We start from the raw sequence: 18,290 nt of genomic DNA on the forward strand, positions 1-18,290 counted from the left end.
CCAGCGCCGATGGTACTGCTAACGCGGGAGAGTAGGCCGCCGCCAGTTTTTATTTAAAGTCTCATACATTTATTTGTATGAGACTTTTTTTATGAACTTACATCAAACATACGCTCATATATACATTGTTTAGATAAAATAATACAACCTAAATAGAATTAATAAAAATAGTCTCAAATCAAGAGGCTATTTTGGTATTATGGCCAGTGTGGATATGAAATAGAAGTTTTTTCTTTCTCTCTCTTCTCTTTCACGGAACTGCTAGTTCTGATTTTCTTTACTGATAGTTATTTCCTTTTATAATACTTATGAGAACTTTAATTATGAGGATTATATTGTAAATTATTTATATGTTGTAAGTTTTGCGGGAATTGTCTTAGAAATGGCCCTATCTGGCACATTGAAACTTTCTGAATAAGACACACTGTTGTCAATACCTAAGACTCAGATAAATTTTTATAGTAACCTATAGCTTGTGGTATTTCCATAATAGTCCCATTGTTCTTTTGTCGCTTACTTTTCTTGAAAAACAGTATTGTTGATAGGGAAAATGCGATAAATTAATAGCGGGAATATGTATGGTATACATTTAATTGAATATAAAAATAAAAAATGGAAAGAAAAATTGGTGCATCTTGAAAAAGCAGATATCGCTATTGACGATGCTAAAAAAAACTCAATATTCCTTCGGAGGCAGACATCAATATATTGATGAACAATCTTGTGAAGTAACAAAGGAAAAATCTGTTCTGAATAAAAATTTAGAACAGATTGTAAAATACTAGCTTTAAAAAATTTAATGCTTTGTTTTAGTTATTTGTTTAAATATTATCTACACATATTTAATGTTATTCATTTGCTTTAATGCTTTTTAAAAAAACATTTTTCCAAAGTTCCCGACTATTCTTTAGGAGTTAGATGGAAAATTAAAAGATATAAAGTCATCTGTGTTAGGGATACATTTTTAGTCTGAAGGAAAATTGAATTACGGTTTCCAAAAGCTCCAAACCGTTCCGTTGAATACTGCCAATTGTTTTGCAGATCTAACATATACCATCATTCCTGCTGCCGGATTTATAATGTCTGCATAAGAATTTACTTTGGGTAAAATCATGGCTTTGTTGGTGTCTTCCAGAACCAGAATTCCAGGAGTGGAAGTAGGGGTTCCTATGGAAACTTTGGCAGTTGTGTTTTCGGATAGAGGATCTTGAAGAGAGGTGTCTACCACTCCTGTGTTATCCCCGCTAAGGTCTTTCCAGCCTGTTGCATATTTTACTTTTACTTTTTTATCGGTGGTGTCAAAGATGAGGGTTCCGTTTACAGCACCTGTTACAGAAGCGGCAGAAGTTGCCCACGGTAAAAGAAGTCCTCTTGCTTCGGTGGTTTCAAATTCTAAAGACACGGAAGTATTGGTTACTGCAGTTTTGCCGATTGCCACCTGCGAAAATGCAAAAGATGAGAAGAGTAAAATACTTGATATGATTAATTTATTCATTGTTGATTGATTAAAAAAAATAACTTTTTGAAAAACTTTAACAAAGATTTTGGTCTTTGTCAAAGTAAAAAATTTACATCTATTTTTAGGGGCAAGTTTGTGTGTTAAAACATTTCCAGCTGGCACCGTCATAAATACTTAAACAATCCAGATCTGTATCATAAACCATCATTCCTTCCACCGGTGTAAGCGCATTTTTTTGCAAGGTAGTAAGCCTGTTTACTACGAAACCTTTGGTTTTAGCTTCCAGGGCAGTCCAAGCCCCGTTTCTTACCATTGGCCAGTTTCCGTTATCGGCTCCGCCCCTTCCCAAAGCGGTTATGCCGTGGTTGGTTGGCAATGCTGTGCCGGAAGTAGTAGGTGGCATAAAACAATAGGTTTCTTTGATTCCAAAATTTTGATTCACGATATTATTAGATTGAGTATCTAACTCAATCACTCCTAATTCTGTTCCCTGAACCGCTGAATTAGACGAATCTACAACATCGGCAGTATTTATCCAGCCATTGGATAATGAAGGACCCGAAGTATATATGCTTCCTATTGAAGGATTATTGGCAGTCAGTACAATCTTGTAACCACTTGTATTAAGCGTAAGGTTACTCAATATATAACTACCAGTAAGGGCATCAACCGGAGAAACTTCCACAACTGTATTTGAAGAATTAAGTAAAACAGCATTTAAACCACCGGCGTTGGTATAGGATTCTGTGGAATCAAAAACTCCATTTCCGTTGATATCATTCCATACATATCCGGATGCGTTTAGTAAATAAAATACTCCATTTAAAATTAAGTCTACTCCTCCTACGACTTGATCTGTTTTTAATGGGAAATAAGTAGGGTCTAAATAACTGTTCATCCCGGTACTACCAGACGAAACCGGAAAATCTGGGGCAGCCACAGAAAACCCATAAAAATAATCCCCAATCTGCAATCCTAAATCTTGAAAAGTAAAAAATAAACCATAAACTGATTGTGAGGAAAGTGAACTATTAGCAGAAGGATTGCCTGTAGAAGTTTTGTCATCTAAACTTCCATCTGTATCTCTTTCTCTAAAAGTGAGGGAAGAAGGAATCGTATATAAATTAGTACTTGAGGCTGAAAGGCTTGTAAAAGAACCTGTATTTATTTTTTTTTGAGACCAAGTGGTATTAAGAGAAATGATATCAGAATAGATATAATTAGTCCCCGCGCCAGAGTTACTACCTCCTGTTGTATTTTTGATGGCGGAGAAAATTATTCCATCATCATTTCTACCTCTATTTGAAATCACAATACCTCCGCTGTTTAAGTTGCTTGTGGTCACTTTTATTGGCATTGGGTATACAAAATCAACTCTTTCTATATTGTTAGCGTTATTATTTCCTCCGGTATTGGGTACTTCTATATTGGTAAATATATTGTCTATACCTGAATTAACATAACCACTTTGTAATACATTTAATGCGGGTTGATCTGTAGAATTTAACACGCCAGGATATGTGGTTACCGCATTAATCGTGTGATTTATATCATCTGTTGTCCCTTCAGCAAAGAAAATTTGCCGGTCATTCCAAGGAAGCGGTTGGCCTCCTGCTTGTCCGCTTAAATTGTTTCTTCTTAAATAAACTTGTGGAGTGATTCCTAAAGGGAAATACGTATTTCCAAGTGCCGTGATGGTTGAAACTTTGATGTTTTTGGCACCTGAAAAGTTGTGTGGATAACTTGATCCCGTAGTAAAAGCTGTCAAAAAATCTGGATATTCCACAGTCGCAACATACGAAGTACTACTACCCGTGATATTGATAGTACTAGAAGTAAATGCTGTTTGTGCTTTTAGAATAGCAACAAAATATAATAGAAGGAAAAAGGATGTTTTTTTCATTTATAAATTTTTTTTCATTCAGCAAGTATCCGAAAAAATAAATCCAAGTGATATTTTTTGAATACAACATAGATAACACAAATCATAAAACACTGATTGTGTTGTTTTTATGAAAGTTAAAAATGAAAATTTACAAACTAACCATCCAGACATTTAAGTCTATGTTGGATGGAATATTAAGTTTTTTTCGGAGCCTTCCTTTACGAATTTGGACTGCACGAATCGTTACAAAGGTATAATCGGAAATTTCTTTGGTGGAAAAATTGAGCTTTAGAAGGGCACAAAATTTTAATGTATCTGAAGTTATTTTGGGATCAAGTTGAACCAGCTTATCACAAAATTCTGGATAAACTTCTCTGAATCGCGGAAGAAATTCAGGATTGTTTTCTTTGGCCATTTCTACCAATTCTTCAAAGCTATCATTTATAGTAGTAGATAATTTTTGTTTTAAGTCTTCCGTTTCACTTTCTTTTTGAACAATTAACTGTTCTTTTTTCTGGATTTGTATTTTTTTCTTTTTGCTTTGATTATAAAAGTAAAAGAGCAACAACAAACTTATCAGTACACCAATACCACCATATAATAATGCAGTTTTTTGGATAGATTTTTTTTCTTCGTTATTTTCTTCTTCTTCTTTTTTGACGGATATTTCTATGGTCTTTGTTTGCGATTTACGAATTGTATCGGTTATTTTTAATAAATTTTCCAAACTTTCATTTTCTTTTTCTTTATCGCCTATATTTTTATAGCCTACAGCCAAATTCTTATAAATATTTAGAAGTTGCTCTTTGCTTTTTGCTTTTTTACTATATAAAAGCGATTTTTCTAAATAGGTAACTGCATTAGCGTAATCTTTTTCTTTCATGAAAAAAATGCCGTAATAGTAATTCGTGATAGAAATCTGGTAATCGTCAACTTTTTTTGGATTTTTTTTAATTACCTGCAATGCATTATTAAGGTATTTTCTTGCAGAGTCTTGGTTTGGGGAATAAGAAAGATAATGATTGGCTATTGTAGAAATTACACTTGCATTTTCATCGATTTGGTTAGATTTTTTTATATAAATGATGGCAGAATCCTTATTTTCAATATTATAATAATAAGTTCCTCTTGATGCATAAGCATACTGTAAAAATTTCTTCTTTTCGTAGCTGTTTTCAATCTTTTTACCGTAATATATGCCTTTAGAATTATGTTTAAGTGCTATTTCGTATAGATCCACTGCATTATAAATCCGGGAGTATTCTTGGTTTATTCTTGCTACTGTGAAGTAATCTGTGGAATATTTATTTGCAAGATTTTTTGCTCTATTCATATACTTCATAGCTACGTCAGATTTACCAATGATTAAATATTGATTAGCCAAATTAGTATATACCCAAATGATTCCTTTTTTATAATCCTTTTTCTTCATTTTTTCCAGCATTTCCAAATTCCATTGAATAATCTTTTCTCGAGGAATGTTGTTTTTAGCCATTTCTCTGGGTTTATTCAGAAGAATAGAATCGTATTTTTTATGCTCAAGATTTTGGGAAAAAGAAAATGAAGAACACAATAAAAATAAATTTATTACAATTACGTATATTTTATTGTAAAATTTCTTCATGATGAATTTTATTTTTAGGCTTTTTTATATTGAACCTGTTTAAACTTATCTAAGAAAGAGCCTCCAGAAAATTAGCAATTTAGAGTTGCAAAAAAAGAACTAAAATCTGGAACTCATATGCAAAGATAAACTGGAAAAATGGATTTTGCCTCATTTAAGTGAAGGCAAACGAGGATTTTCCACGAGATTTGATTTAGGCAAAATCTTTAAGATCATTATAAAACGATTGAAAACGGGCTGCCAATGGCGGGAATTGAGTCTGAAAGAATATTTTTCACAAGAAACAATAAGCTGGCAATTATTTTATTATTATTTCAATAAATGATATAAGGACGGTTCTTTCAGACGAATTTGGATTTCTCTTCTCCAGAATAATAAAAAGAAATTAGATCTTTCCAGTGTACAATTACATGGAAGCCATACCCGCAGCAGAACGGGAGGAGAATCGGCAGGGTATCAGGGAAGAAAATCATCCAATACTACTAATTGTATTTTTCTCTGTGACAACCAGGGGCAAATGCTTTCAATGGGAAGTCCAATAAGCGGAGAGCATCATGACCTTTATAATATTGAAGACACTTTAGAAGATATTTTAGGTCTTCTGAATGATGCAGATATAGAGTGTAAGGGATTATTTCTCAATGCTGATTCTGGTATTGACAGTAAAAATTTCAGAGATCTTTTAGAGCAAAAAGAAATAATCGGGAATATTAAAGAGAATCCTCGTAATGGGGAGACAAAGGATGAGAAATACTTTGATAATGAACTATACATATTTGTGTTATATCTAAATTAAAACTTCTCAGTAATAGGAGAGTTATTCGAAGCACTATTCATGAAAAATCAATTTCTGGTTTCGAAAGAATTAATAACGGTGTCAATCCTGGTTTTTTCAGCAAAATATTCTGCTTGGTTTGTTTGGCGTAAGAGCCTTGTTTAAATGATTCCGACAAGAACCATAAATCTATGTATGTTTTTAAAATATATCATCGAATGCAAAAATAAGACTATTTTAGAAAAAACTTTCTTTTAGGCTAAATGAATTTTAGTGTTTTTATTGGGTTATCTAATTTATAATCAATATGTTATTATATGCGTGTCCATGATGTATGCTGCTTTAGCAAATGTGATTGACTCCGGCAATACATTTGTTCCATAAATTAAAATTTTTAAAAAAATATATTGTTGGGTTCCTACTTTGCCCAAGGTACATCATCAGTTGCCATTTCAGGAGCAAGTCCTATGGCTATTCCGGGGGGGACCATTACTTTTACACCGACAGTGAATGTAAATACACTTGTTACGGTAACAGCTTTACCTTTGCCGCAAACAACGGGTTCTAATGTTCAGGGGAGTATAGATCTCATGTTAAACGGAGTCAAGATTTCATCGCAATATTATTCTGCCTGGGACGGGCAAAATTTAGTGAGACTATGGAATTACTGTTCAACAACAAAGATCGTTCAGTTAAATGCAGGAACAAATTATACTTTCTCTGTACAGGTCGAATCCTGGATTGGGACGACCTTATTTAACAGGTATTCCACAGCAGCACCTGTTTATCTCGGAGCTGACCCTTCGGATGCCAATTCTATGAAAATATTAATAACGATTATTCTGTTTATCATATAGTTATGCAATAAAAGGTGTGAAAATTTTCACACCTTTTATTGTAATATTTTTATGTAAACATTTATTATACCTGGATGACTCCCAAATTAAATTTTTCAGTAATAGGAGAGTGATTAGCGGCTTCAATACCCATAGAAATCCATTTTCTGGTATCTGTAGGATTAATAATAGCATCAGTCCAAAGTCTTGCTGCTGCGTAGGTAGCTTCTGTTTGCTTTTGATATCTTTTAGAAATAGTCTCTAAGATTTCATTATGCTCTTCTTCTGAAATTTCTTTTCCTTGTTTTTTCAGGGTAGATTCCTGAATCTGAGCTAAAACTTTTGCAGCCTGTGTCCCGCCCATTACGGCTAGATCTGCCCAAGGCCATGCTACAATTAATCGAGGATCATAAGCTTTTCCACACATTGCATAATTCCCGGCTCCATAAGAGTTTCCTGTTATAATTGTAAATTTGGGGACAACAGAATTGGAAACGGCGTTTACCATTTTAGCTCCATCCTTTATAATTCCTCCATGTTCAGACTTTGATCCTACCATGAAACCCGTTACGTCCTGTAAAAAGACCAATGGTATTTTTCTTTGGTTGCAATTGGCAATAAATCGCGTTGCCTTATCTGCAGAATCAGAATAAATAACTCCTCCGAACTGCATTTCTCCCTTACCGCTTTTTACCAGCTTTCTCTGATTGGCTACAATTCCCACAGACCAACCGTCAATTCTGGCAGTGGCACAAATAATACTCTTGCCATAGTCTGGTTTATATTCTTCATATTCGGAATTATCAACCAGGCATTTGATGATTTCGTATGTATCATATTGCTCGGTTCTTGAAGCCGGCATAATTCCAAAAATATTTTTAGGATTTTCTTTTGGCGGAAAACTTTCTATTCTGTCGAAACCTGCTTTTTCAGTAGTTCCTACAGATTTCATGATGGTTTTGATTCTGTTCAGAGCATCTTTATCATCTTTAGCTTTATAATCCGTCACACCTGAAATAGAGCAGTGAGTAGTTGCTCCACCCAATGTTTCATTATCAATACTTTCTCCGATAGCGGCCTTTACCAGATAACTTCCTGCAAGGAAAATAGAGCCTGTTTTATCCACAATCATAGCTTCATCGCTCATGATGGGAAGATAGGCACCGCCGGCTACACAACTCCCCATAACAGCTGATATCTGGATGATTCCCATAGAACTCATCTTAGCATTGTTTCTGAAAATTCTTCCAAAATGCTCTTTATCCGGAAATATCTCATCCTGCATAGGAAGATAAACTCCTGCAGAGTCTACCAGATAAATGATTGGAAGTTTGTTTTCCATAGCAATTTCCTGTGCTCTCAGGTTTTTCTTTCCTGTGATAGGAAACCAGGCACCGGCTTTTACAGAAGCATCATTAGCGACAATAATACACTGTCTTCCGGAAACGTAGCCAATAACTACTACAACGCCTCCGCTAGGGCATCCTCCATGCTCCTGATACATTTCGTATCCTGCAAATGCTGCAATTTCTATGGAATCTGAATCTTTATCGAGAAGATAATCTATTCTTTCTCTTGCTGTCATTTTTCCTTCATCACGAAGCTTTTGAAGCCTCTTTTCACCACCACCTTTTTTAATTTCGGTGAGTAAGCGATTTATTTCAGATAATTTTAATCTGTTCTGATCTTCTCGTTTATTGAATTCGATGTCCATAAAATTTTCAATTTTTCACGCTTAAAGATACTATTTTTATGAGGAATATAAATTGGAAGTAAAACAGATGTTTAATTATTTGGTTTCTAGTAAATTGTGAAATTTTTAACTAAAAAATATTTTTAAATAATTTATATTTTTTCTAACTTTACACTAGAGTAACAGAGATGGTATTCTCTGCAAAATACTCTAAGTTCCTAGTTTATTTTTTTAATAGTTTATTATTTGAAGGCCCTGAAAGTTTAACAAATTTTCAGGGTTTTTTTGGCGGTGTAGTTATTATTTTAATTTCTTTTAACTTTTTTTAGATTAAAATTATCTTTTTATCAATATTTTGCATTTGCTATTTGTAAATTTGCACGTTAAAAATTTAAAGGAGATAGGTTATGCATAAATTGGCACTTTTCAGGTTGCATTTAATAATTTTTTTATGGGGATTCACTGCAATTTTAGGAAAATTGATTCAAGCCAATGCCCAGATTCTTGTATTTTACAGAATGTTGTTTGCTTCTATCTTTCTGTATGTATTTATCAGATTTTTTAAAAAAGAAAGCATAAAGGTTTCTAAAAAAATATTTTTTCAGCTGGCGACAATAGGTTTTGCTATGGCACTCCATTGGTATTGCTTTTTTTATTCTATTAAAGTTTCCAATGTTTCTATTGCGCTAAGCTGTCTATCCTTATCAACACTTTTTGCCTCCATTCTTGAGCCTGTTATTTTTAAAAGAAAGATAGATGTATCTGAAGTGGTAATGGGAACAGTTATCGTAGCTTGTATACTATTGATCTTTAAGACAGAATTTCATTTTAAAGAAGGCATTATTTATGGAATTCTGAGTGCCGTATTCGGTACTGTTTTTTCTGTTTTTAATGGTAAGATGTTTGGGAAAACAAGTTCTGGAAACATAATTTTTTATGAAATCTTCTGTGGTTGGTTTATTTTAATGATATTTTATTTGCTTTCGGGGCAAATTTTTCAGATGAACGAAATAAACTACAGAGATCTGTCGTTAATATGCTTGTTAGCCAGTGTTTTTACTGCTTTTCCAATGCTGGAATCTGTTAATTTAATGAAATATATATCACCTTTTACGTTAATTTTAACAGTTAATTTAGAGCCGGTCTACGGAATTATACTAGCTTTTTTTATCTTTGGGGAATCAGAACATATGAGCCCAATATTTTATGTCGCTTCAGGTGTTATGATACTGGCAATCATTGCAAACGGATTAATAAAAGCCAGAAAAACTAAAAACTTAAACTAAGCATCAAATTTATATGATGAAAAAATATTTTTTACTTGCATTTTCACTGTTGTTTGGGCTTTCTCAATCTCAGATTATCAGGAAATATTCCAATGAATTCTTAAATATCGGAGCTGGAGCAAGAGGCCTTGCCATGGGAGGGGCGGTAATTACCAACCAGGATGATGTATATTCTCCTATGTGGAACCCTGCAGGTTTGATGTCTGTTGAAAGAGACTGGCAGGGAGCAGCAATGCATGCTGAATACTTTGAGTCTATCGCAAAGTATGATTATCTGGCTTATGCAAAAGTACTTGAAGAAGGCGTATTTGGTGTTTCCGTAGTAAGACTTGGAGTAGATAATATTTTGAATACAACTCAGATGATCGATTCTGAAGGGAACATTGATTATGATAAAATTACCAAGTTTTCTCAATCCGATTATGCAGCTATTCTTTCTTATGCATTCAGACCGGGAGGAAATCCTAAACTGGATGTTGGGGTGAATGCTAAAATTGTCTATAGAAATGTGGGTAAATTTGCGAATGGATATGGTTTTGGTTTCGATGTTGGAGCAATTTATAAGGCAGATAACGGCTGGAAGTTTGGAGGAATGGTGAGAGATATTACCACTACCGTAAACTTCTGGACGATCAATCAGAAAGAACTTTCTACTGTTGTAAACGGGGAGGAATTCAACCCTGCTCCTAAAGATAAACTGGAACTTACAATGCCTAAACTCAATGTAGGTGCCAGCAAATTATTCGAAATCAATAGCAGTGTTTATGTATTACCGGAAGCCGGGATCAATGTGGATTTTGCTAAAACTGCGTCATTAATTTCCACCGACTTTGCCAGTATCAGTCCATATGCCGGAGCTGAATTAGGCTATCAGAAAATGATTTTTGTAAGATTGGGGATCAACAGATTCCAGTCTATTACAGATATAGAGGATCTTAAAAGAAAAGTTTCTTTCCAGCCAAGTGCGGGTCTTGGGATCAGATATAGAGGGCTAACGCTGGATTATGCCATTACGAATTCGGGGATTGGCGGATCTAATTTCTATTCCAATTTCTTCTCTTTAAAACTGGATATGGGAGCATTCAGAAACGATTAAAACTGTAGAAATGAAAAAGTTATTAATGCTGATGTTGGTAGTAAGCTCAACATTGGCTTTTACCCAAAAGATTACCGACTATAGATATGTGGTGATTCCTGAAAAATTTAAAACCTTTAAGAATAGCAGTTTCGGATTGGAAGCTTATCTTGCTAAAGTGTTACAGGAAAAGAAATATGAAATTTTAACTGAGGCTATGGATAAATGGCCATCTGAGGCTAAAAATAATTCATGTAATGTAGTTAATGCTGAAGTATTGAATGATAAGAGCTTGTTTACAAATAAAGTAATTCTACAGTTCAGAGACTGCAACAAAAAGGTGATTTTTGAATCTAAAGGACGTTCAGATATAAAAGAATTTGAAGAGGGGTTTCCTGATGCATTGAAGCAGGCTTTAACATATGTAGCATTCTCCAACCCGGTAGAAATGCTGCCTGCTGCTAACAATAGTAATGCTGTTCAGAATTCCTCACAGTCTGAGCCTGTGGCATCAACAACAAATCAGGAGGGGAGCGATTACTCAAACGGAAAACTGGATCTTCAGAAAATACAGATTGAGCCTAATCAGTTTATTCTGGCAAAATCCGGAAGCTCAGTACCGTTTGCTGTTTTCAAAGCAACTTCAAAGAGCTCTGTTTTCCTTGTAAAAATGGCTGATGGGAATACCACCATCGGATATTTTGAAAATAGGAATATTGTGATAGATATTCCGCAGGCAGACGGAAGGTATTCCAAAGAAGTATTTGTGGCAAAATAATTTTCACAAGCAGAAATAAAAACATAAAAGGCTCTTGAAAAAAAGAGCCTTTTATAATATATATGCTGATGTGTTTTTCATAGTTCCGGAAATTTGAAATGCGATTTTATCTTTTTTAGAAAAAACGATTACCATGAAGATGTATAATGTTAAATTTAAAAGATTGATAAATTGGAGATCATTTTCATAGTATTATCGTTATTAGTTGATAACACTAATTTATGAAAAAAATATAAATAATGCTATTATTTAACAAAATATTTATTTATATGTTTATTTTGTTGTTTTATTTCATTTTGCATTGAAAAATATTTGATTTTTTTGTCCCTTGTTAATGAAATAGCAAATAGTTGTAAAATCCTATGAAAAGCGGATTTTCATTAAGAAAATTTAACAGTTGGTACCACACAATAATTAATTGGTATTAAAAAAATCCCAAATTACTTTCGCCTTACTTTTCCCTAAAATTTCTTCCAGGGTTTCCAGATTAGCTTCTTTGATACGTTTTACAGACTTCAGTTTAGACAGAAGCAGTTCAATAGTTTTTTCTCCCACACCAGGAATTTCTTCCAGTTCAGATTTTATAGTAGAATTTTTCCTTCTTGTTCTGTGATGTTTTACCCCAAATCGGTGGGCCTCATCACGTACACGTTGAAGGATTTTCAACGTTTCAGATTTTTTATCAAGATATAAAGGAATAGGATCTTCCGGAAAGAATATTTCTTCCAGCCTCTTGGCGATTCCTACAATGGTAATTTTTCCATAAAGTCCTAATAACCTCAGGCTTTTAACAGCAGAAGACAGTTGACCTTTTCCGCCATCAATAAGAATTAGTTGAGGAAGACTTTCTCCTTCATCAAGCATTCTTTTGTAACGGCGGTAAATTACTTCTTCCATCGTTGCAAAATCATTAGGCCCTTCGACCGTTTTAGGATGGAAAATTCTGTAATCTGCTTTACTCGGTTTTCCGTCTTTAAAAACAACACATGCAGACACAGGATTCGTTCCCTGAATATTTGAGTTATCAAAACCTTCAATATGTCTTGGCTCTACAGGCATTCTCAACAATTTCTGCATTTCAGCCATGATTCTGTTGGTATGTCTTTCAGGATCTACAATCTGAACCTGCTTCAATTTTTCAAGACGGTATTCTTTAGCATTTTTTTCAGAAAGCTCTACAATTCTCTTTTTGTCTCCTACCTTAGGAACAATCAGCTTTACATTGGGGATTTCTACAGAAAGATGAAATGGTAAAAGAACTTCTTTAGAATCTGAAGAAAATTTCTGACGGATCTCTATCAAAGCTTCCTCCATAATGTCTTCATCAGTCTCCTCAAGAATCTTTTTAATCTCGGTAGTAAAACTCTGGATGATATTCCCGTTTCTGATTTTAAAGAAATTGACATAAGCAGCGGTCTCATCACTCGTCATTCCGAAAACATCTACATCATCAATATTGGGATTTACTACGGTGTTTTTAGCCTGATAATCTTCAAGAATATCCAGTCTTTCCTTAATAATCTGAGCCTCTTCAAATTTAAGATTGGAAGCCAGTTTCATCATCTGATTCACCAGATAATCCTTTGCTTTACGGAAATCTCCTTTGATAATTCCGCGGATGGCATCTATTTTTTCGTCATAATCTTCCTTGCTTTCAAGGTCTTCACATGGGCCTTCGCAGTTTTTGATGTGATATTCCAGGCAGACTTTATATTTTCCATCCGCAATCTTGGCTGGAGAAAGATTCAGGTTACATGTTCTAAGCTTATAAATGTGTTTTATTGTATCCAGCAATATCTTTGCAGGACGTACTTTTGCATACGGACCATAATATTCTGATCCGTCTTTAATCATATTTCGGGTCAGAAAAATTCGAGGGAAATCTTCATTTTTGATACAAATCCATGGATAGGTTTTGTCATCCTTCAACATGACATTATAAAACGGCTGATACTCCTTGATCAGATTATTTTCCAATAACAAAGCATCATATTCACTGTTGACAATCGTGGTTTCCAGTCGCTGGATTTTGCTGACCATTATTTTGATCCTGTATCCGGAAAGGTTTTTGTTGAAGTAGGATAGAACCCTCTTTTTAAGATTTTTAGCTTTCCCCACATACAAAAGCTGTTCGTTTTTATCATAATAACGATAAACGCCGGGTTCGGATGGTAAGGTTTTGAGCTGTAGTTCTAAAGAAGGATTCATATAACAAAATTAAGGAAACTTTCCCTATTTAAAAAAGAAAAACCTGCAGATGGCTCTACAGGTTCTGTATTTTGATAGTCTGTCTTATCCGTGGTTCATTTCGGTATACTGGTAGATCAGAAAGCTTAAATAATTCCATTCTACAGAATTTTTTGGATACTTTTTCATGAATTCGGGATTATCACCAAATAAAAAGTCATAGTTATCCTCAAAATCATCTTTGTGAAGCCACATTACTTTATTACCTTTCTTTATATAATAAGATTTGATAACACCGCCTCCAAATGCTGGGGCACCGGCAAATCCTGTACTCACTGTTTCTGAAGCAAAAGGATCATGATAAACCGTAATAAGTTCATTAAATTCAGGATTGATCACCTGCATTAAGAAAGCTTTGGGCTCTTTCTTGTTTTTTAAAGAAACAATCTGGTTTTCGTAAGGAATGGCATCGTTGGTCACAGATTTACCGTATTTTTTTGTGCTGTAATTTCTCATGTTTGAAATGAACTTTGCTGCTTTCATAGATTTTTCAGTCTCTGTAGCATACAAATACATTTCAGCAATATCTGCTGCCTCGAATTTTACAGGCTTTCTGGTATCAACATCTTCAATGGTGATGGAAAGAATCTGTCCCCTCTGTTTTTCCCAGGATTTACTGTAACCCTGATGTTCTGTATTATCCTTTAAAATAATGGTGGAAACCTTTTTATCTGTTGCGGTATTGAAACCTTCGTTAAACAGATAGCGGTTCATTTCTTTTCTTTCTTCTTTTGAATATTTTACTTTCTGGGCGAAAGCAGCTGTGCTTGCTACACATAAAGCAAGGAGTAGAGTTTTCAGTCTCATGTATTATTGTTTTTAATTTTCGGGGCTAAAAGTAGTAAATTAATTCGCTTGTTTTATAAAAATATAGAAGATTAAAATTTAGCTTTTCCAATTATTGTGAAATGCGTAATTTTAAGAAAATTTTTTAGAAATGATATACGGAGTAGATGTTTTTACTTTCCATGATGTTCTGGAAATCTGTAAAAAGCCAAATAAAGCAAAGCTTAATAAAGCTTCAAAAGAACAAATCTTAAAATCTCAGAAAAACGTACAGAAGATAGTAGAGTCTGACAGATGCGTATATGGAATCAATACAGGATTCGGACCATTATGTGATACTAAAATTTCAGCGGACGAAACCGCTCAGTTACAATATAACCTGATCATTTCTCATGCAGTGGGTGTAGGGAAGCCTATTGATAAAGAGCTTTCCAAGATTATGATGATTGCCAAAGTACATGCTCTTTCGAAAGGATTTTCAGGCGTTTCCCTGGAAGTAATTGAAAGAATGATTCTGATGCTTGAGAAAGATATCATTCCGGTGGTTCCTGAACAAGGATCTGTAGGGGCCTCAGGAGACCTTGCTCCACTAGCACATCTTGTACTGCCTTTGCTTGGTTTAGGACAAGTTTGGGAAGGAGATCAGGTTTCCGAAACAATAGATGTTCTTAAAAAACACGACCTTGAACCATTAGCTTTAGGCCCAAAAGAAGGATTAGGATTGATCAATGGTACGCAGTTTATCCTTGCTCATGCAATCAAAGGACTTGAAAAATTTGAATATTTACTGGACCTGGCGGATATGACTGCTGCCATGAGTATTGAAGCGTACAGAGGTTCTGCAAGCCCTTTCAAAAAAGAGCTTCACGAGATCAGACCTTTTGAAGGCAGTAAAAAAGTAGCGGCAAGAATGCTTAAGTTCTTAAAGGGATCAGAAAATTTAAAAGCTCACGAAGATTGTGAAAGAGTTCAGGATCCTTATTCCATGAGATGTGTACCACAGGTTCACGGAGCCAGCAGAAATGCTTTTGAGCACCTTAGAGGAATGGCAGAAACAGAATTGAATTCCGTTACCGATAATCCGATTGTATTAAGTGCCGAAGAATCTATTTCAGGTGGAAACTTCCACGGACAGCTGATGGCACTTCCTTTAGACTATGCTACATTAGCCGCAGCAGAATTAGGGAATATTTCAGACAGAAGAAGTTACTTATTGTTAGAAGGAAAGTATGGACTTCCAAGATTATTAACAGAAAGCTCAGGATTGAATTCCGGATTTATGATTCCTCAGTATACTTCAGCTGCCTTGGTTACAGAGAATAAGACATTATGTTTCCCTGCATCGGCAGACTCTATTCCTACAAGTTTAGGACAGGAAGACCATGTTTCTATGGGAAGTATTTCAGGAAGAAAATTCAATCAGGTGCTTGGAAATCTTGTGAATATTCTGTCTGTTGAGCTGATGTTTGCTGCTCAGGGACTTGAATTCAGAAGACCTGCAAAATGTTCTAAAGTAATTGAAGAAAACTTTGCGATTCTTCGTTCCAAAGTTGCCAAGCTGGAAGACGACAGACTGATTGGTAAAGATATGCTCGCAATTGCTGAGTTAATTAACGAAAGAAAATTTGTTGTCAACTAATAAAAATAAAGCAAAGGCTTCCGAAAGGGAGCTTTTCGTTTTTTTAATCAATAATGCTGGGTTTAAACCTATAAGGTTTGATTCTATGCACATTCATCTTTTAATCAAATAAAAATGCACATATACAGAACAGATTCCAGCCATAAAGATTTTCAAAATCTCGTAAAATCCCTGGATGCTACTTTATCAGAGCATAATGGAGAAGATGACGGTTTCTTTGCTCAGTTCAATACAATTGATACCATTAAAAACTGTCTCGTAGCTTATATAGACGGTATTCCTGCAGCGTGTGGAGCATTCAAGCCCTTTTCAGAAGATACCGTAGAAATAAAAAGAATGTTTACCCATCCGGAATTCAGAAAAAAAGGATTAGGCTCTGCCATTGTAAAAGAACTTGAAAACTGGGCTACAGAATTGAATTTTAAAAAAGCAGTCCTGGAAACCTCCCGGGATCTCAAAAATGCAATTTCAGTATACGAAAAAAGCGGGTTTAACAGAATACCAAATTATGGGCAATACATTGGAGTTGAGAAGAGTATGTGTTACGAAAAAGCACTATAATTTAATATTCATGTCATGCTAAATTCATTTTTTTTAATTTTTAATTCTCAGTAAAGTGTTATATTGTGGTTCCAACCAAAATTATAACATATGAAAAAAACTGTATTCCTACTGGCAATATTTTTTGCCCTAAACTCGTGTTCCAGAGAAGAACTTCAGAACGAAAATGTAAGAACTGAAATGTCTCAGAAAGATCCGCTGACAGCAAAACAGATCAACGAAAGGATCAATCAGGCAATTAAAACGGACGGTACTTTTAACTGGAAGAATGAATCTGATCATTTCGTATGGAGTGCTATTTTCCGCGGAAATAAAATGGTATCTATCGGTTTTGGAACTTCTAAAGATGATTTCGACAGAAGTAAATCTCCAAACAGCAATGATATTGAAAAAGAAGTTCTTTCCGTAATCAAAAAATATGAAGGAAAAGAAGAGAGAAATTTCCTTCTCCTTTCAGATCAGTATCTTAATCAGATGGATGTTGTGATAGAAAATGAAGAAACGGTTTCCGCTCTTCGACAAATGAAAAACATCCGATATATAGAACCGGCAGATTATCATTATTTTGAATTTGAAGCTCAATATAATGCAGCTGCAAAATCTTCAGGAAGTGGTTCGTCAGGATGCGGATTTTCATCATCTACATTAAGTACTGCAGACTATACTTCAACAACGCCAGGTGCAAAAATACCTTGGGCTTTCACCAGACACAGCATTCCTGAGGCCTGGAGCTACAGTACCGGAGCTGGTGTGACCATCGGACTTATTGATACCGGAGTTTCTCCTGAACAGACTTTATTGGGAGGAAGTTTTAATAATGGAGCTTCTTCGGGAAGAACAATCAGTAAATACGGAGTGTATAATTCAGACGGATCAGGAGATCAGTGCGGGCACGGAACGAAAATGGCTTCGGTAATGGCAGCTCCAAGAAATAACGCAGGATTACCTGTAGGAGTAGCTTATAATGCTAATCTGATCGCCTACAGAGCTGCAGAAAATGTTGTTCTTGAAACATCCAGTGAGCAGACTGCTGTAAAAACAGCTTTCACGGAACTGGGTAACAATACCAATGTGAAGATCATCTCAATGTCAATGGGGCACATCTTCTCCGTTGGAAAAATTGAGGACGGTGTCAAATATGCTTATTCTAAAGGGAAACTGATTTTCTGCGCCGGAGGTACTTCAACCAGTTTTACCAGCTTTGTTGGAGTAATTTTTCCTGCATCAATGCCGGAAACTCAGGCGATAACCGGTGTAAAAGAGAATACTTCCAATCAGAAATGTGATGTGTGCCACTCAGGAAGCCAGATTGATTTTACTTTCCAGATGGAAAGAGCTTCAGGAAATACTGTTCCGGTTCTGAGCTATTACAACGGCCAGGCAGATTATGTGGGAGGTTCTTCGGTAGCTACTGCAGCTACGGCGGGAATTGCAGCGCTGGTTTGGGCTAAAAATCCATCATGGACAAGAGATCAGGTTCTTACCAAAATGAGACAGTCTGCAACCTATTATCCTAATGTGAATTCAAGTTACGGCTACGGAAATATCAATGTTCTGAAAGCGGTACAATAAATAATAATTCCATAAAAAGAAAAGAAGCCGTCTCACAACTGAGGCGGTTTTTCTTGTTAAAAAGTAAATAAATT

15 protein-coding genes are annotated in these 18,290 nt (G+C 35.0%); 9 read left to right on the top strand and 6 right to left on the bottom strand.

Annotation, left to right across the window (positions count from 1 at the left end; all coding sequences use genetic code 11):
* The first annotated feature begins 635 nt into the window (after positions 1–635).
* On the top strand, positions 636–785 hold the full coding sequence (locus tag ACODR7_RS20555) for a hypothetical protein (protein WP_488842029.1): 150 nt from the start codon (positions 636–638) through the stop codon (positions 783–785).
* Between the two features lie 200 nt (positions 786–985).
* On the opposite strand, the gene ACODR7_RS20560 is transcribed toward ACODR7_RS20555, so the two are convergent.
* From ACODR7_RS20560 to ACODR7_RS20570, 3 genes are all read right to left on the bottom strand, one after another.
* The gene (locus ACODR7_RS20560) at positions 986–1,495 is read right to left on the bottom strand and encodes a hypothetical protein (protein WP_488842030.1); all 510 of its coding nucleotides are present in this window, start codon (positions 1,493–1,495) and stop codon (positions 986–988) included.
* Positions 1,496–1,580: 85 nt separating this feature from the next.
* A complete protein-coding gene (locus tag ACODR7_RS20565) occupies positions 1,581–3,362 on the bottom strand; it encodes a hypothetical protein (RefSeq protein ID WP_488842032.1) in 1,782 nt (593 codons plus the stop codon).
* 130 nt (positions 3,363–3,492) lie between these two features.
* Positions 3,493–4,968 carry a hypothetical protein gene (locus ACODR7_RS20570; RefSeq protein WP_488842034.1) on the bottom strand — a complete coding sequence of 492 codons (1,476 nt, stop codon included), beginning with the start codon at positions 4,966–4,968 and terminating at the stop codon, positions 3,493–3,495.
* A 526-nt stretch (positions 4,969–5,494) separates the two neighbouring features.
* Here ACODR7_RS20570 and ACODR7_RS20575 point away from each other — a divergent pair.
* Complete coding sequence (locus tag ACODR7_RS20575) at positions 5,495–5,764, top strand: hypothetical protein (RefSeq protein ID WP_488842036.1); 270 nt, start codon at positions 5,495–5,497, stop codon at positions 5,762–5,764.
* Between the two features lie 389 nt (positions 5,765–6,153).
* Positions 6,154–6,600, top strand: coding sequence for a hypothetical protein (locus ACODR7_RS20580; protein WP_488842038.1), 447 nt, complete (start codon positions 6,154–6,156; stop codon positions 6,598–6,600).
* Between the two features lie 64 nt (positions 6,601–6,664).
* Here ACODR7_RS20580 and ACODR7_RS20585 read toward each other — a convergent pair whose 3' ends face one another.
* Complete coding sequence (locus ACODR7_RS20585; RefSeq protein WP_488842039.1) at positions 6,665–8,293, bottom strand: acyl-CoA carboxylase subunit beta; 1,629 nt, start codon at positions 8,291–8,293, stop codon at positions 6,665–6,667.
* Positions 8,294–8,679: 386 nt separating this feature from the next.
* Between ACODR7_RS20585 and ACODR7_RS20590 the strand changes: the two genes are divergently transcribed.
* From ACODR7_RS20590 to ACODR7_RS20600, 3 genes are read left to right on the top strand one after another with little or no spacing between them, the layout of a single operon-like run.
* Positions 8,680–9,558, top strand: coding sequence for a DMT family transporter (locus tag ACODR7_RS20590; protein WP_488842040.1), 879 nt, complete (start codon positions 8,680–8,682; stop codon positions 9,556–9,558).
* 13 nt (positions 9,559–9,571) lie between these two features.
* Positions 9,572–10,654 carry a putative type IX sorting system protein PorV2 gene (locus ACODR7_RS20595; RefSeq protein ID WP_034693290.1) on the top strand — a complete coding sequence of 361 codons (1,083 nt, stop codon included), beginning with the start codon at positions 9,572–9,574 and terminating at the stop codon, positions 10,652–10,654.
* Between the two features lie 10 nt (positions 10,655–10,664).
* Positions 10,665–11,411 carry a hypothetical protein gene (locus ACODR7_RS20600; RefSeq protein WP_488842043.1) on the top strand — a complete coding sequence of 249 codons (747 nt, stop codon included), beginning with the start codon at positions 10,665–10,667 and terminating at the stop codon, positions 11,409–11,411.
* Positions 11,412–11,825: 414 nt separating this feature from the next.
* Here the strand turns inward: ACODR7_RS20600 and uvrC are convergent, their stop codons facing one another.
* Both uvrC and ACODR7_RS20610 read right to left on the bottom strand, forming a co-directional pair.
* Complete coding sequence (uvrC, locus tag ACODR7_RS20605) at positions 11,826–13,619, bottom strand: excinuclease ABC subunit UvrC (RefSeq protein ID WP_488842045.1); 1,794 nt, start codon at positions 13,617–13,619, stop codon at positions 11,826–11,828.
* Between the two features lie 84 nt (positions 13,620–13,703).
* Entirely contained in the window at positions 13,704–14,465 is a 762-nt protein-coding gene (locus tag ACODR7_RS20610; protein ID WP_488842047.1) for a hypothetical protein, read from the bottom strand.
* 130 nt (positions 14,466–14,595) lie between these two features.
* Here ACODR7_RS20610 and hutH point away from each other — a divergent pair, with 130 nt between their 5' ends.
* The 3 genes from hutH (at position 14,596) to ACODR7_RS20625 (ending at position 18,216) form a co-directional block, all read left to right on the top strand.
* The gene (gene hutH / locus ACODR7_RS20615) at positions 14,596–16,083 is read left to right on the top strand and encodes a histidine ammonia-lyase (RefSeq protein ID WP_488842049.1); all 1,488 of its coding nucleotides are present in this window, start codon (positions 14,596–14,598) and stop codon (positions 16,081–16,083) included.
* 114 nt (positions 16,084–16,197) lie between these two features.
* A complete protein-coding gene (locus tag ACODR7_RS20620) occupies positions 16,198–16,644 on the top strand; it encodes a GNAT family N-acetyltransferase (RefSeq protein ID WP_488842050.1) in 447 nt (148 codons plus the stop codon).
* 90 nt (positions 16,645–16,734) lie between these two features.
* Positions 16,735–18,216 (top strand): S8 family peptidase, encoded by a 1,482-nt coding sequence (locus ACODR7_RS20625; protein ID WP_488842051.1) that lies wholly within the window; start codon positions 16,735–16,737, stop codon positions 18,214–18,216.
* Positions 18,217–18,290 lie beyond the last annotated feature (74 nt).

This window comes from Chryseobacterium sp. FG46 (assembly GCF_057809135.1).

Excerpts from the sequence above, each read along its gene's own strand:
- ACODR7_RS20575 (WP_488842036.1), top strand. The coding sequence starts at position 5,495 with ATGGGAAGTCCAATAAGCGGAGAGCATCATGACCTTTATAATATTGAA.
- uvrC (WP_488842045.1), bottom strand. The coding sequence starts at position 13,619 with ATGAATCCTTCTTTAGAACTACAGCTCAAAACCTTACCATCCGAACCC.
- ACODR7_RS20585 (WP_488842039.1), bottom strand. The coding sequence starts at position 8,293 with ATGGACATCGAATTCAATAAACGAGAAGATCAGAACAGATTAAAATTA.
- ACODR7_RS20590 (WP_488842040.1), top strand. The coding sequence starts at position 8,680 with ATGCATAAATTGGCACTTTTCAGGTTGCATTTAATAATTTTTTTATGG.
- ACODR7_RS20600 (WP_488842043.1), top strand. The coding sequence starts at position 10,665 with ATGAAAAAGTTATTAATGCTGATGTTGGTAGTAAGCTCAACATTGGCT.
- ACODR7_RS20565 (WP_488842032.1), bottom strand. The coding sequence starts at position 3,362 with ATGAAAAAAACATCCTTTTTCCTTCTATTATATTTTGTTGCTATTCTA.
- ACODR7_RS20595 (WP_034693290.1), top strand. The coding sequence starts at position 9,572 with ATGATGAAAAAATATTTTTTACTTGCATTTTCACTGTTGTTTGGGCTT.
- ACODR7_RS20560 (WP_488842030.1), bottom strand. The coding sequence starts at position 1,495 with ATGAATAAATTAATCATATCAAGTATTTTACTCTTCTCATCTTTTGCA.
- ACODR7_RS20620 (WP_488842050.1), top strand. The coding sequence starts at position 16,198 with ATGCACATATACAGAACAGATTCCAGCCATAAAGATTTTCAAAATCTC.
- hutH (WP_488842049.1), top strand. The coding sequence starts at position 14,596 with ATGATATACGGAGTAGATGTTTTTACTTTCCATGATGTTCTGGAAATC.
- ACODR7_RS20570 (WP_488842034.1), bottom strand. The coding sequence starts at position 4,968 with ATGAAGAAATTTTACAATAAAATATACGTAATTGTAATAAATTTATTT.
- ACODR7_RS20625 (WP_488842051.1), top strand. The coding sequence starts at position 16,735 with ATGAAAAAAACTGTATTCCTACTGGCAATATTTTTTGCCCTAAACTCG.
- ACODR7_RS20610 (WP_488842047.1), bottom strand. The coding sequence starts at position 14,465 with ATGAGACTGAAAACTCTACTCCTTGCTTTATGTGTAGCAAGCACAGCT.